12 protein-coding genes and 1 pseudogene are annotated in these 14,247 nt (G+C 70.3%); 7 read left to right on the forward strand and 6 right to left on the reverse strand.

Annotated features, from left to right (window positions below; all coding sequences use genetic code 11):
* Positions 1-47: 47 nt before the first annotated feature.
* The 3 genes and pseudogenes from CD790_RS28205 to CD790_RS28215 all read right to left on the reverse strand — a co-directional run bounded on the left by CD790_RS28205 (position 48) and on the right by CD790_RS28215 (position 2,819).
* Positions 48-1,024, reverse strand: a pseudogene (locus CD790_RS28205) (TIGR03557 family F420-dependent LLM class oxidoreductase).
* Positions 1,025-1,118: 94 nt separating this feature from the next.
* Positions 1,119-1,976 carry a DMT family transporter gene (locus CD790_RS28210; RefSeq protein ID WP_260867945.1) on the reverse strand — a complete coding sequence of 286 codons (858 nt, stop codon included), beginning with the start codon at positions 1,974-1,976 and terminating at the stop codon, positions 1,119-1,121.
* A gap of 72 nt (positions 1,977-2,048) precedes the next feature.
* Positions 2,049-2,819 (reverse strand): DUF998 domain-containing protein, encoded by a 771-nt coding sequence (locus CD790_RS28215; protein ID WP_260867946.1) that lies wholly within the window; start codon positions 2,817-2,819, stop codon positions 2,049-2,051.
* Positions 2,820-3,218: 399 nt separating this feature from the next.
* Between CD790_RS28215 and CD790_RS28220 the strand changes: the two genes are divergently transcribed.
* Both CD790_RS28220 and CD790_RS28225 read left to right on the forward strand, forming a co-directional pair.
* Complete coding sequence (locus CD790_RS28220; protein ID WP_144386192.1) at positions 3,219-3,749, forward strand: hypothetical protein; 531 nt, start codon at positions 3,219-3,221, stop codon at positions 3,747-3,749.
* A 151-nt stretch (positions 3,750-3,900) separates the two neighbouring features.
* Positions 3,901-4,785: a M28 family metallopeptidase gene (locus CD790_RS28225; protein WP_186319279.1), complete on the forward strand. Its 885-nt coding sequence runs from the start codon at positions 3,901-3,903 to the stop codon at positions 4,783-4,785.
* Positions 4,786-4,858: 73 nt separating this feature from the next.
* On the opposite strand, the gene CD790_RS28230 is transcribed toward CD790_RS28225, so the two are convergent.
* Positions 4,859-5,464, reverse strand: a complete 606-nt coding sequence (locus CD790_RS28230; RefSeq protein ID WP_144386194.1) for an NADPH-dependent FMN reductase — start codon at positions 5,462-5,464, stop codon at positions 4,859-4,861.
* A 154-nt stretch (positions 5,465-5,618) separates the two neighbouring features.
* Between CD790_RS28230 and CD790_RS28235 the strand changes: the two genes are divergently transcribed.
* From CD790_RS28235 to CD790_RS36275, 3 genes are all read left to right on the forward strand, one after another.
* The gene (locus CD790_RS28235; RefSeq protein ID WP_144386195.1) at positions 5,619-6,467 is read left to right on the forward strand and encodes a helix-turn-helix domain-containing protein; all 849 of its coding nucleotides are present in this window, start codon (positions 5,619-5,621) and stop codon (positions 6,465-6,467) included.
* 271 nt (positions 6,468-6,738) lie between these two features.
* The gene (locus CD790_RS28240; RefSeq protein WP_260867947.1) at positions 6,739-8,445 is read left to right on the forward strand and encodes an amidohydrolase; all 1,707 of its coding nucleotides are present in this window, start codon (positions 6,739-6,741) and stop codon (positions 8,443-8,445) included.
* 495 nt (positions 8,446-8,940) lie between these two features.
* Entirely contained in the window at positions 8,941-10,200 is a 1,260-nt protein-coding gene (locus tag CD790_RS36275; RefSeq protein WP_260867948.1) for a hypothetical protein, read from the forward strand.
* 49 nt (positions 10,201-10,249) lie between these two features.
* On the opposite strand, the gene CD790_RS28250 is transcribed toward CD790_RS36275, so the two are convergent.
* Both CD790_RS28250 and CD790_RS28255 read right to left on the reverse strand, forming a co-directional pair.
* Positions 10,250-10,717 carry a hypothetical protein gene (locus tag CD790_RS28250; RefSeq protein WP_144386197.1) on the reverse strand — a complete coding sequence of 156 codons (468 nt, stop codon included), beginning with the start codon at positions 10,715-10,717 and terminating at the stop codon, positions 10,250-10,252.
* Between the two features lie 463 nt (positions 10,718-11,180).
* Positions 11,181-12,188, reverse strand: a complete 1,008-nt coding sequence (locus CD790_RS28255) for an NAD(P)H-dependent glycerol-3-phosphate dehydrogenase (RefSeq protein ID WP_144386198.1) — start codon at positions 12,186-12,188, stop codon at positions 11,181-11,183.
* Between the two features lie 295 nt (positions 12,189-12,483).
* Between CD790_RS28255 and CD790_RS28260 the strand changes: the two genes are divergently transcribed.
* Together CD790_RS28260 and CD790_RS36280 are read left to right on the forward strand one after the other, a co-directional pair.
* On the forward strand, positions 12,484-12,957 hold the full coding sequence (locus tag CD790_RS28260) for a GNAT family N-acetyltransferase (RefSeq protein WP_144386199.1): 474 nt from the start codon (positions 12,484-12,486) through the stop codon (positions 12,955-12,957).
* Positions 12,958-13,035: 78 nt separating this feature from the next.
* Positions 13,036-14,049, forward strand: a complete 1,014-nt coding sequence (locus CD790_RS36280; protein WP_260867949.1) for a LuxR family transcriptional regulator — start codon at positions 13,036-13,038, stop codon at positions 14,047-14,049.
* The last annotated feature ends 198 nt before the right edge of the window (positions 14,050-14,247 follow it).

Below are 14,247 nucleotides of genomic sequence, written 5' to 3' on the forward strand. Positions count from 1 at the left end.
GTCTCCACCCTCTGCTCCCGGCGTTCTCGTCGCAAGGTGCCCGTATGTCACAGCGCGCGCAGCGCCGGGAGCAGCTCCTTCTCCGCCCACTCCAGGTAGGACAGCTGGGAGGCGCCACCGATCTGCACCAGGGCGATCTCGGTGAAGCCGGCCTCCAGGTAGGGCCTGACCGCGTCCACGAAGCGGCCGACGTCGTTCCCGCAGGGGATGGACTCCGCCACGTCCTGCTCGCGGACGTACTCGGTGGCGGCGGCGAAGGCGGGCGGTCCTGGCAGCTCCGCGTTGACCTTCCAGCCGCCGCCGAACCAGCGGAACTGCTCGTGCGCCCGCCGCACCGCCGCCGCACCGCCGCCTCGCGGTCGCGGTCGTAGCACACGGGGAGCTGCCCGACGCGTGGCTTGCCGGTGCCGCCGTGCCGGTCGAACGCGTGGAGCAGCTCGGCCTCCGGCTCCACCGCGATCACCAGATCGGCCAGGCGGCCGGCGAGCGCGCAGGAGCTCTCGCCGGAGACCGCGATCCCGATCGGGGGCGGCGGGTCCGGCAGGTCCCACAGCTTCGCCGACTCCACCTGGAAGTGTTCGCCGCGGTGGTTGACGTGGCCGCCCTGGAACAACGCGCGGATGATCCGGACGGCCTCGTCGAGCCGGTCCAGGCGCACGTCGGCGGGTGGCCAGCCGCCGCCCACGATGTGCTCGTTCAGGTTCTCCCCCGACCCGAGGCCCAGTCGGAAGCGTCCACCGGACAACAACTGGACGGTGGCGGCCTTCTGCGCCACGACCGCCGGGTGGTAGCGGAAGGTCGGGCAGGTCACATAGGTCATCAGCGGCAGCCGCGAGGTCGCCTGGGCGACCGCTCCCAGCACGGCCCACACATAGGGCGAGTGGCCCTGGGTGTCGAGCCAGGGGAAGTAGTGGTCCGAGGCCACGGCGAAGTCGAAACCGCTCTCCTCGGCCCGGACGGCGTGGGCCACCAGCTCGACCGGACCCGCCTGCTCGGTCATCATGGTGTATCCGAATTGGGTCATATGGTGTGGCCTACCCCAGGAGTCGCATCGTCTATCAGCCGCCGGCGCGCGCGGCAGGCGACCGACCCCCGGGGCGAAGCGCTCCGCCCGGCGGTCAGGGCTGCTCGTCGCCGAGGCGTGCCAGGAGGAGGACGCCGACGGCGGTGAGGGCGGTGCCCGCGGCCTCCGGCAGGAGCCACCATCCGGTGCGGACGCGGTCTCCGAAGAGGGCCGCGCCGAGCAGGAGGCTGAATCCGGCCTCGCCCAGGGTCAGCGCGGGTTGCGCGGCGATGAGCGGGCCGGAGCCCATCGCGTTGGCGAGCAGGAACAGCGCCGCGGCGCCCGCCAGGACACAGCCGTACGTCTGCCAGGCCGTCAGCAGCCCCGGGGCGCCGGCCTCGCCGAAGCGGTGGGTGGACTCCTTCATCAGGGCGGCCGTCAGGGCGTAGCTGATGGCGGAGGCCGTGGCGAAGAGGGCGGCGCGGGTCGGGCCGTGGCGTCGGCGCAGCGCGCCGGCCGTGCAGAGGGCGACGGCCGCGCCTGTGCCGACGAGGGTGATCGTCCAAGTGGCGGCGGTGACGGGGCGGTTCCCCTCGGCCGGCGCGGCCGCGGTGAGGGCGAGGGCCAGCCCCACAGCGGTGAGAGCGCAGGCCCGCCAGCCGCCGCGGGGCATCGGAGTGCCGATGAAGACACGGGCGATGATCAGGGTGAGGGGCAGTTCGGCGACGAGGATGGGCTGGACGAGGGTGAGGGAGCCCAGGGCGAGGGCCGTCGCCTGCCCGCCGGCGGCCAGCACGATCACCGCGATGCTGGCGCTCCAGGCCGGGCTGCGCAGCAGGCGCCGGACGCCGCGGAGGCTGAACGTCTGGCCCGGAGGAACCGTCAGGGCGGCGACCCGCTGCAGCACGGTGGCGGTCGCGTTCGCCGCCGCGGTCAGGACGGCCAGCAGGGCGGACAGGGCGACGGCTGCCACGACGCTCCTCTCACCGTAGACCCCGGCTCACCCCGGGCGGCCCGGACTCACCCGGGCCGCCCACGGCTCGGGTCAGCGGTTGCGGGTGGCGGTTCGATCGTGCGCCGATCGTGGCGGGGCGTGGACCCGGGGCAGGGTGCCATGGGCCGGGACGGGGGTGCGTACGGCCGGGGCCGGGGTCTGGAGCGCGGTGTGAGCGGCGCAGGCCAACAGCAGCAGCCAGGCGCCGACCACCAGCAGATGGGCGCGCTGCGGGACGCCGTGCCAGCCGGGGTGGCCCAGCAGCGGGCCGACGGTGAGCAGCGACGACACCAGCGCACAGACCAGCAGTCGCGGTCCCCACCAGGCGATGCGCGCGGCCCCGGGCCGGCTCGCGTGCCGCGGCGACCACCAGCTGAGCAGGGCCAGCGACGCGAACAGGCAGAGGTGCACCAGCGCGCTGGTGAGGGTGTGCCAGGGGTGCAGCGGCTGGCAGTCGGGCCGCACGGAGGGGGCGCAGGACATCGGGAGGAGCACGTCGGCGACCGAGGCCGCCCCGAAGCCGGCCAGCGCCCACCACCCGGCGCCGGCGGCCGTATGGCGGCCGAAGAGGCCGCGGCAGACGAGTGCCGCGACGGAGATCAGCGCCGCGCACACCAGCTCCAGGTTGCCGAACAGCCACCGGTAGGGCTGATCGGCCGCGTACAGCTCACTGACGTACGAGTGTCGGGAGTCCAGGTAGGTCGGCACGACGACCTCCAGGATCCAGGCGTTGTACAGCACCGCCGCGGCCGCCAGTATCCACACCGCCCCGCGCTGGCGCGCCTCCCGCCAGCGGTCACGCCGACCGCGCTGGGGAGGCACACCGCCTGATCCCCTGGCTCGTCGTGTCACCGGTACCCCTCCGGCCGTCGTGTGCTGTCCGACGCGGCATTGTCGTCAAGCCGAGCCCACGACAGGGCGTCGACAGCGCCGCGAGGTCACTCCATCGACGTACGGACCACTCGACCCGGCGCGCCTGGAGCGCCAGTTGACCCGGGTCGAGTTACCATGCTTATGGGCGTATTGCGCTTCTTTGAGCGCTTTCTTCGGAGCGCATCGGGCACTCACCCCCGTCGACATCAGCGGCGCCCAAGGCGGGCGGACCCCACCTCGGGGGCGCTCGGGCGGCCGCGGGACGGCCCGCACTCTAGCCGCCCCAGCCGCCCCAGCCGCGCCCATGAAGAGAATCTCCCCTCCACGCGGGTTGAGGAGGGCGTCACCATGGCCCAGGATCACGGCGTACAGCAGCGGAACCAGCCGGGCCCCGAAGCCGACAAGCCGCTGCGGATCGTTCCCGACGCGGGGGAGCACACCGATGACGACGGTGTGCTCCGAAGGTATGTCGATCCCGGAGCCACGCTGGCCCGCGCATCGAGTGCCCGGGAGGCCATCGAGCGGTTCATGGCGGAGCGCACGGGCCAGCTGAGGTCCGACCGCATCGATCTGCGCGAGGTGGACACGAGTGAGGGTGCGGCGACGCTGCGGATTCGCTACCAGCAGTTCCCCCACGACCTCCCCGTGTCGGGAGCCACCGTGCAGGCGGTGGCCGACGTGCGGCAGGCCGGTGTCATCGAGGTCGACCACGGCGGGGAGCTCGATATGACGGGCGCGCCCGATCCGGGTGCCGCCCGCTCCGTCGACGCCCTCGGAGAGGTCGCCCTCGCACCCTTCGAAGAGGTTGGCGGACCGGTCCCCGCCGACCGGCTCGTGCGGTTCGACAACAATGTGGGGCTGCGCGATGTGGCCCCGTGACCGGACCGACCGGAACGACGCGCACGACGGCGACGGGCGGCCGTCACGGCGACCCGACAGCCACGAGGGGCGGTCGTTCCCCGTCCCCGACAAGCGTCGACCGCCGAGCGCGGCCGTACCGGTCGCGCCGCGGGAACGCACGGGGGCCGGCGTGCCGACGGACGAGTTCACGGCGACACATGTCGAAGCGGTCTCCCCGGTGGCCCTGCGGGACACGGTCGAGGCACTCGCGTCCTTCTACACGAGGCACACCTACTCGCCCCACCTCAAGGCGGCCGCCACGCTGATATCGGACCGGTTCACGGCGGTGGGATATCCGGACGTGGACCGACGCCCCTGGTCCCACGCCGGGCACAGCGCGCACAACATCGTCTGCACCAAGCCGGGGACCGGAGACGGCGAACCCGAGATCATCGTGTGTGCCCACTACGACTGCCGGATGGAGGACCTGGCCGACGCGACCGCACGGGCCCCCGGAGCCGACGACAACGGAAGCGGCGTCGCGGCCGTCCTCGAAGTCGCCCGGCTGCTCGCCCCGGTCGACCTCTCCACCACGGTCCGCTTCGTGGCCTTCTCCGGAGAGGAACAGGGGCTGTGGGGGTCCGCGGCCTACGCCGCCGAGCTCCACGCCGCGGACTCCGACGTCTACCGGGTCATCAATCTGGACATGGTCGGCCGGCCGCCGGCGGACGGCTCGGTGACGGTGGAGCGCGACATCGGCAACGCCGTGCCGGGCAACGACGCCGCCTCGCACGCCCTCGGCGCGGTGATGGCGCAGTCCGCCGCGGCCTACACATCGCTGCCGGTCAAACTCGGCCCCATCTACGCCAGCGACTACATGCCCTTCGAGGCGCACAGCGACATCACGGTCGGCGCCTACGAGGGAGAGGGGAACCCGCACTACCACCGGACGTCCGACGCGCCGTCGACACTGGACTACGGCTACCTCGCCGCCGTCACCAAGACGGTGCTGGCGACCCTGCTCACCGAAGCGCTGGACGGCGTCGACGCGGCCCGCTCGACCGGAGCCCCGTAGCCGGTCTCCGCGACGGACGCCGCCCGGCGGCCGCCACGCCCGCTTCAGCCGCCACGCCTGCTTCGGCGGCGCGTCACCGGCTCGCGGCGTAGGGGCGGTCGCGGCGGGCGTCATGCAGCACCGAGCCCCACCACAGCAGCTGGTCGAGCATCTCCTTGGCGGCGCCCTCCGGGCCTTCCGGGTCGAGGAGCGTGCCGTCGGGGGAGAAGAGCAGGTAGTAGCGGGGGAAGGAGACGTAGTCGCGGACGGTGTGGGCCTGCAACTCGTTGAAGACCTGCCGCAACTGCTCGATGGCCAGCAGGCCGCCGCTGGCACCGCTGTACCCGACGAAGCCGATCGGCTTGGCCTGCCACTCCGTGTAGTGCCAGTCGATGGCGGCCTTCAACGAGGCCGGGAAGCTGCGGTTGTAGTCGGGCGTCACGACGACGACCGCGTCGGCGGCCTCAAGGCGGCGGGTCAGCGCGGACATCCCGTCCGGGCGCGGCAGGTCCGGCTGCATCGCCGGGGGCACGGACGGCAGTTCCAGCGGGATGTCGAGGTCCGCCAGATCGATCAGATCCACCACGAACTCGCCGTGCCGCTCGGCCTGTTCGACGAACCACTTCGCGACCACGGGCCCGAAGCGGCCCTCTCGGACACTGCCGACGATCACGGCGAGGCTCAGCTGCTCACGGGACATCAAAGTGCTCCTCATACGGAAGGGAGGGGTTGCCGGCCCCGAGGCGGGGCCGTGCACTCACCCTGCCGGGCGGGCGGAGGTGGTGGGGAGGCCGGGCGGAGAGTGGTAGTGGCAGGGCCACCCTCCCGCCCGACGGGGGTGCTACGTTCGGCGCGTGAGCGACAACGAGCTGGGGCTTTTCCTGCGACTCCGCCGTGAGGCCGTCACGCCGGCCGAGGTGGGACTGCCCGCCGGGGCGCGCCGCCGCACGCCCGGACTGCGCCGCTCGGAGCTGGCGACGCTCGCCGGGGTCAGCGTCGAGTACCTCACCCGGCTGGAACAGGGGCGTGACCGGCGGCCGTCGACTCAGGTGCTGTCCGCCCTGGCGGACGCGCTGCGCCTCACCAGCGGCGAGCGGGTCCATCTGCACCGCCTGTCCAAAGGCGCCGACGCGAGCTTCAGCTGCACCGGCGGGACCGAGCCGAACCGGGACGTCAGGCCCACCGTACGGGCGCTCCTCGACCGGTTGGAACCGGCGCCCGCCGTCCTGCTGAACCGGCTGAGCGAGATCCTGGCCTACACGGACGGCTACCGGCGGCTGGTCGGACCGCTGGGAGCACTGGACGGCAGCCGACCGAACCTCGCTCGCTACGTCTTCACCGATCCGCGGGCGCGCACGGCCTACCCGGACTGGGACCGCGTCGCAGACGAGCAGGTCGCGATCCTCAAGCAGGGGCCGGGCCGGACCGACGTCCATGTGGGGGCGCTCATGGACGAGTTGATCGTCTCGTGCGGAGCGGAGTTCGTCGGGCGGCTTGAGACGCTCCCGGGGCTGCCGACGTCGAGCGGGCTCATGCGGCTGGTCCACCCGGAGACGGGTGAACTGCGCCTGGCGTACGAGACACTCGACCTGCCCACCGACGACGACCAGCGGCTCGTGGTCCATCTGCCCGCCGACGACGCGGCCGCCGCGGCGCTCGACCGCCTCACCGGCCGGCGCCCCGGCGCGCTCCGAGCGGTCTGAGCGGTCTGACACGACGGCCGGCGCGGGCCGCCCAAGGCGGCCGCCGGCTCCTGCCCGGGCGCTTTCTCGGCGCCTGGGCACGGTGACGTCCGGGCGATCGGACCAGGCCCGTCGGCGTCGTCGACGGGCAGCTCGGGCCGGTGCCGGACGCCGCCGGAGCCCCATCGGTTGGATGACCGATGCGCACGGTTCCCGGGAGGGCGCAAGGTGGCTGCGGCTCCCGTGGATACGCCGCGGCGGCCGCAGTGACGCTTCGAGGAAGGACACCGCCTTGCCCGCCACCCCAGCAGACATCGTCTTCGTCAACGGCTCGGTCCTGACCGTCGACTCCCGCTTCTCCGTGGCCTCCGCCCTGGCGGTCAGCGACGGCCTCGTGAGCGCGGTCGGCGACCGGGCGGAGGTCATGGCGCACGCCGGCCCCGCGACCCGGGTCGTCGACCTCCAGGGCGGCACCCTCCTGCCCGGCATCAACGACTCGCACCTGCACGGCTGCGCGTTCGGGCTGACCCAGCCCCCGCTCTCCGTCGACGTCGCCTACCCCACCGTACGGTCCATAGCCGACGTGGCCGAGGCCGTGCGCAAGGCGGCGGAGACGACCCCGGCGGGGGAGTGGATCAGCGGACACGGGTGGGACGCGGGGTACCTCGCCGAATGCGTCGCCGACTCCTCCCGGCTGCCCACCCGCCAGGACCTCGACGCCGTCAGCCCGCACCACCCCGTCCTCCTCTACTCCGCCACCGGCCACGCCACCTGGGTCAACTCCGCGGCGCTGGAACGGGCCGGAGTCGACCGGAACACCCCCGTGCCGCCCGGCGGGGTCATCGTCACCGACGCGGCGGGCGAGCCCACCGGCCTGTTCCAGGAGGGCGCCCAGGACCTCGTCCACGGGGCGCTGCCCGCCCTCTCCCCGGAGGTGCGGGCCGACGCCATCCGGGCCACGCTGCGCACCCTGGCCAAGCTGGGCGTCACCAGCTACACCGAGCCCGGCCTCGGGCCCGGCGGCGACACCCTGATGCGCGGCGCCCTCGCCCACAGCACCCTCGACGTCTACCGGCGGCTGCTGGCCGCCGGCGAGTTGACCGCACGGGTCGGCGTGCTACTGCTTCCGAGCGGGATGACGGGGACGGCCGAGGAGTTCGTCAAGACGCTGACCGCCCTGGACGAGCCCGCGTCCCCCGACCCCCGTCGCCTCGCCATCCTCGGCGTCAAGCTGTTCGCCGACGGCATCCCGGTCAACAAGACCGCCTGGATGCACGAGCCGTACATCGGCGGCGGCTGCGGTGCCCTGTGCGTCGGCGGAGACACCGACGAGGAGCGCGTCGCCCAGATCAGCGAGATGATCCGCTTCACGCATGCCGCCGGCTACCAGGCCGGCGTCCACGTCACCGGGGACCGGGCCATCGACACGGTGGTCGACGCCTTCGCCGCCGCGGCCGCGGCACACCCCCGGACCGACCCCCGGCACTACGTCATCCACGGCGACTTCCTCAGCGCCGACAGCATGCGCAAGCTGGCCGCGCACGGCTTCGGCGTCAACATGAACCCCACCATCAAGTGGACGGTCGCCGACCTGGAGGAGGAGTTCGTCGGCCCGGAGCGAGCCGGCTACGAGTGGCCGTACCGCGACGCGATCGACGCCGGCGTCACCGTCACCAGCGGCTCCGACGCCCCCGTCACCCTCCCCGACTGGCGGCAGGGACTCTCCACCATGCTGCTCCGCGAGTCCAAGGCCAGCGGCCGCGTCAGCGGCCCCGACCAGCGCATCCGCCTCGCCGAGGCCCTGCGCACCTACACCTCCGACGCCGCCTGGCAGGACTTCGCCGAGGAGTGGAAGGGCACCCTGGAGGTGGGCAAGGCCGCCGACCTGTGCGTCCTCGCCGGCGACCTGCTGACCGCCGACCCGCACGACATCCCCACCATGCCCGTGGTCTTCACGGCCGTCGGCGGCGACGTCGTGCACGATGAACTGACCGCCTGAATGTTGATCGTTGAAGCCCGCGGGAGTTCTCACTCCTGGTCTCAGGTCGGCACCTGAGGCGGTGCCCCTGGCTCAGCCCGGGGCAAGGCCGAACGGCCCCTGTAGCAATCGCACGGGGGGCGTCGGGCTGTCCGGGCATGCCGACGCCGGAGATCACTCGGAAGGTCACGCGATGGTGCGGCTGCCGGAGATCCTGGGCAGGACCGCTGACTGTCGATGTATCAGCCAAGAATTCGCAGCGTTCAAGCCACCTGGCCCGCACGCCGGATGAAGTCATGTACTCCTGTTTCCCGAACAGATTGTCGGGTTCTGGAACCACAGGAAGGCAACATGACTCGAAGGCATCAGGTGCTGCGGCACCCCCGTCGACTACTTGCACTCTTAGGGGCTGCAGCACTGATTCCCCTGGCGGCCCCCGGAGCTACAGCACAGGGTGAATCTCAAGATCTGACGGTGTATTCGTACGCGCTGCCCGTAGGCACTCCCAGGCCGTCCTTGGAGGAGCTGAAATCACGCGCAGGGATTAAAGAGGTTGCCCGGCTGGCGAAAAAATCTCCGGGCGGTCGCCTGCCAATGGAGATGGTGGGACCTGCGGCGACCCATCTCCCTGTAGCCGATGTACCGTCGGCTATGTCCCCAGACCTCAAGATGCCTCTCGCGGGAAAGAGTGCAACCTACCCCGACCCTCCGCGCTCCATGAACCAGAAGGAGTGCAAAAAGGGGCTTCAGGGTGGCCAGCTCTTCTACATCAAGTCGCGTTTCGCGATGTGTACAGGGATGCAAATGGTACAGGTCTGGGCGAGGAAGGGGGTTCCCGTGGGGGAGAGTTCCTTCACTGTGTGGATCCTCTCCACGGTTCCCGGGAAAAAGGATCGCACGGTCCGCTATCAGTACCTTTTCACGGACTTTTACAAGTTCAAGAAGACGAAAACTAGCGGCCTGAAAATCAACACCGACGTCGACATGACAGCCTGGCCGGGACGCGCCCGAAGAGTGGAAGGAGGGAAGATTCCTCCAACCTTGAGCTTCGATAAACTCAAGAAAGCCAATAAATACCTGCACACAGTGCACTATGACGCAGGGCAAGGGCGAGGCAAGGATGACGTCATATCCATGGCTTACGAGCCGTATATCCAACTGAAATTCCCGCCCCCGTACACTTCCCCCAACACTGGGAGGGTGCGCGTTGGTTTCCTGGCGGCGCAGTGGGACGCGGCCAAGTACCTCAACAACTCAGGCGGCGGGGGCAGCGCTAAGAAGAAGGGCAGCGTCGCCTTCCCCGTGTCCACATACTTGGTCTACAGCTCGAAGCCACGCGCTCCAGAAAAAGCGGTCGCTGACCATATAAAGCTTGCCTATAACCGGCCCGGAAAGACCAAGCCTGTCAATCAGTCCAAGAAGGTCCCCGGATTTGATAACGATCACAAGCTGCATCGCCTGTACCACGACACTAAGCGTCGTAAGGCAAACCGGGATGCGGCCATAGCGGTCTGTGAGCAATACTGGGGAAAGGGATACCCTCAGGGAAAGAAGTACCAGTGCGACGAATGCCCCTTCGCTGTCACATATGAAGGAAGCGCACAGGCAAAGTATGACAAGAAGGCGAAAAAGAAAAACTTCTCAGCGATGCCGCTCGCCGCAAGAGATAACGAGAAAGCAGGGTCGATTCTGGCGCAGTTTCTCACCAAGAACCGCGTGCTCGATGGCCGGATCGGAGATGAGGAGATAGACAGCTTCAAGGTGTGGATTGATTAGAGCTCCGCAGCGGCCCGCAGCATCAGCATGCGGGCCGCTGCAATCCCTCTCACTTTAGAGAAGGCCAGGCCTGCACGAGGTAACGTTCCACCCCTTCTGGAACCTCGAAGTCTGCCAGCCGAGCGACCTCCGCACGACCTACCGAATGAACACGAACCTTCCACAGGCTATCTGCCCGGCCTAGTTCAATTCTCTCCTCGCCTGCGCCCGCCATCACCCAGACAGCCAGGATCCCTGAAGGCGAAAAGATTTCCGACTCGCCGCTCTCTTCCCAATCTTCACGCGCATCTGCAGGCGGTTCGCCATCCCAAACCTCTACGACCAGCTTAGCTTCGTGAGTATGCCCTGCGCTCTCAATGTCGAGGCGGCTCTCGAACGCATTGAGGAAGCCGGAACCCAGCTCGGCGCGCTCCTCTGGGTAGGGCAACGGCAGGTCTGTGTCTTCCTCGTCTTGAAGTGCAAAACCGTTGTAATCGATTAAGACGTCACACTCTTGCTGTCGAATTAGGGTGGCCATGCGGACTCCTAGACTCGTCTGGTGCGGCTGGGTCAGTTGATCGTATCCGCTCCACAAGGTGCATGTGCGACGAAAAGTGAAATGCTTCCCTTCCTGGTCGGATCAGGAAGGGAAGCCCATGGGAATTCAACGAGTCGGCATCTGCACCAAGGCCAGCGCCAGGGCAGCGAGACCGACCAGTGCTGCGATCCGGCTGCCAGACCGCGTAAGAGCGCACGTCACCCGGCCCCTGACGTCCTTGTCGGCCTGCGAGGAGTACCGGTCGCAGCGCTCGCGGCGAGGCGCGCATGCATCGCGGCGATGGACGGCGAGCGACGGCCGGCGGTGGGGAACTCGCGCCCGCAGAACGGCTCGTGCGCGCGGGCGCGATGCGCTGGCCCCCGGAAAGCCGAAGGCCCGTCGGCGTCCAGTGGGACGCCGAGAGCCCACACGCCTCCGTTGTGGGTGTTCGGCTCGGTGGTCGTCAGTGGCTGTAGCGTTCCGGTTTGGGGGCTCGTGCCATCAGCATGGCGGCGGCCTCGCGGAGATCGACGGTGCCGCCGAGTACCGCGACGACGACTTCGGTGATGGGCATCTCCACTCCGTGCCGCTGGGCGAGTTCCAGGATGGACCGGGACGACTTCACGCCTTCGGCGGTCTGGCGGGTGGCGGCGGCCGCTTCCGTGACGGTCATGCCCTGGCCGAGGTGTTCGCCGAAGGTGCGGTTGCGGGAGAGCGGTGAGGTGCAGGTGGCGATCAGATCGCCGACGCCGGCGAGTCCGGAGAGGGTGAGCGGGTTGGCGCCCAGGGCTTCGCCGAGCCTGGCGGTCTCCGCGAGGCCGCGGGTGATCAGCATCGCTCGGGCGTTGTTGCCCAGTCCCATGCCGGCGGCGAGTCCGACGGCGAGGGCGATGACGTTCTTCACCGCACCGCCGAGCTCGCAGCCCACCACGTCGGTGTTGGTGTAGGGGCGGAAGTACGGGGTGAGACAGGCTTTCTGCAGGGCTTTGGCGGTGGTCGCGTCGTGCGAGGCGACCACGGAGGCGGCGGGGCTGCGGGCGGCGATCTCCCGGGCCAGGTTCGGACCCGAGACCACCGCGACACGGTCGGCGGGAACTCCGGTGACCTCGGTGATGACCTCGCTCATCCGCAGGCCGCTGTGGGTCTCGATGCCCTTCATCAGACCGACGACCACCGTGCGCTCGCCGATCAGGGGCGCCCACCTGGCGAGGTTGTCGCGCAGCGACTGAGCGGGGATCGACACCACCATGTAGTCCGCGCCGTCCAGTGCCTCGCCGACCTCGGTGGTCGCGCGGAGCGAGTTGGGAAGGGAAACGGCTGGTAGATAGGGCGAGTTCCGGTGTCGGGTGTTGATCTCGTCGACGACCTCCTGGCGGCGTCCGTGGAGGACGACGTCGTTGCCGGCGTCGGTGAGCACCGCCGCGAACGTCGTTCCCCATGAGCCGGCCGAGAACACCGCGACCCGGTTCATCCGTAACCCTCTCCCCTGAGCGCTGACCATCACGCGACCTTATCGGCGCCGGGCTCGGGCGGGCGCCGTAACGTCAGCGCGAACGCGCCACGTTCGCTGAGTAGAGGGAGAATGCGGTTCTCCTTCCGCACCATGGTCTCCGCCTGGGCGCGGTCCAGCTCGTGGTGAAGGCACCGCGAAGATCCGCGAGTCGACAGCGCTGGCGACCGTTCTTCATGGCGGCGGTCGGCGAATGGCGGTGACCGGCGCGGAAATCGGCTTGCCTCACCGTGCTGCGGGAGCGAGGCTCGCCCCCATGACCACCGATTTCATCGTGCGTCCGGCCCGGCCCGCCGATTCCCGGGCCTTGGCCGAACTGCGTTGGACCTTCAAGCAGGAGGACCACGAAGGGCCACTGCCAGCTCCCGCTCGGCACCTGGAAGAGGCTGAGCACTGGATCCGTGACCGGCTCGGCGACGGCCGCTGGTCGGCCTGGGTCGCGGAGACCGACGGCGAGATCCGCGGTCACGTCTTCCTCTGTCTGGTGGAGCGGATGCCGGAGCCCTATGAGGACAACAACCCGATCGGCTACGTCACGAACTTCTTCGTCATGCCGTCACAACGGAACAAGGGAGCCGGCTCGGCGCTCCTCGAGGCGCTGAGGCGGCATTCGCGCGGCGCCGGCCTGGAGGGCCTGATCGTCTGGCCGTCGGAGCGCAGCACCCCGCTCTACCAGCGCTTCGGTTTCCAGCCTTCGGAGGAACTGCTGGAACTTCCCTTCGACAGGTGATGACCGCAGTCGTCGGCGACGTCGTGCCCGCCGCGCTCGCCGTTTGACCTGCGGATATCGGATGGTCATGCTGAACGGGTGACAGTGAAGCAGAGCACGACGGATGTGCTGGGCGCGGCCCTGCACGTGCGTGAGGCAGCGCGCCACGCCGTCAGGGGGCGCGGCGGCGCGGACACCGTGCTCACGGCGCTCTCCGCGGTGATCGACTACGACCACGCGTCGCTGTCCCGCTGGGATCCGCTGCGGCGGCGGCACCTCACCCTCGCCGGCAGCTACCCGGCCGAGGCCACCCGGTACATCGAGAACCGGCTGCACGACGACCCCGGCTTCACGCTCATCCGGCACTCGGCGGACACCGCCCGCTGGTGGCACGACGTGCCCGGCCCGGTGCGGCGGACCTCCACGGGGTTCCACTCCGTCCTCGAACCTCTGGGTGTGGAGGACGGAGTGGCGCAGTGTCTGTTCGCCGCGGACGGCAGATACGTGGGCATCCTCAACGTCAGCACCACACGGGCCCGGTGCGACCAGCCGGCCGTCCGGGCCGTGATGACCTTGCTGGGCGAGTGTCTCGCGGCCGTCACCGACCCGCTGCTCGGGGCCGGTTCCGCCGGCGACAGCGGCGGTGCCGGCGGGCCCGAGGACGCCGGGGCCGGCTCCTGCGCCGTGCTCGTGCCGGACGACGAGGACGCCACCCCGGTCGCGGTGAGCGGCGAGCCGCTGCCCGGACTCACCGACGCCGGCTCCCCGCTGGTGGCCCTGGTGCGGCGCACCGCAGCCCGGCAGGCGCTCCCGACCACCGTCCTGGTGCCGTACCGACAGCGGCCCCTCGAACTGCGCCTCACCCGCCAGGGCGCCGGGACCGTCGTGGTGTGCCGCGCCGTGGCCCGCCCCTCGGCCCTCTCCCCGCGCGAACTGGAGGTGCTGGCGGAGCTCACCCAGGGGCGGACCAACCGGGAGATCGCCGACCGTCTCTTCCTCAGCCCGCGCACGGTCGCCACCCACATCGAGCACATTCTCGCCAAACTCGACGTCCCCAACCGTGCGGCCGCCGCGGGACGGGCCGTCGCCTGGGGCCTCGAGCCGGCGCCCTGATCCCGCGACGTCTCCAGCCGCCACACGTCGGCGGCTCCCGGCGGCGTGCCGTCGCGGTCCGTCCGAGGCGTCCGGCGGGCCGCCGCGCGGTCGAGCGCGGGGCGCGTCCGGCCCCGACGACCGGCCGCCGTCGATGTCGATGCCGTACGCCCCCCTGACTCGCGCGCCCCCCGCTCGTATCCTTGCGCTACGGCGCAT

Source organism: Streptomyces sp. SAJ15, assembly GCF_007595705.1.
In the GTDB taxonomy this organism is placed as follows: domain Bacteria; phylum Actinomycetota; class Actinomycetes; order Streptomycetales; family Streptomycetaceae; genus Streptomyces.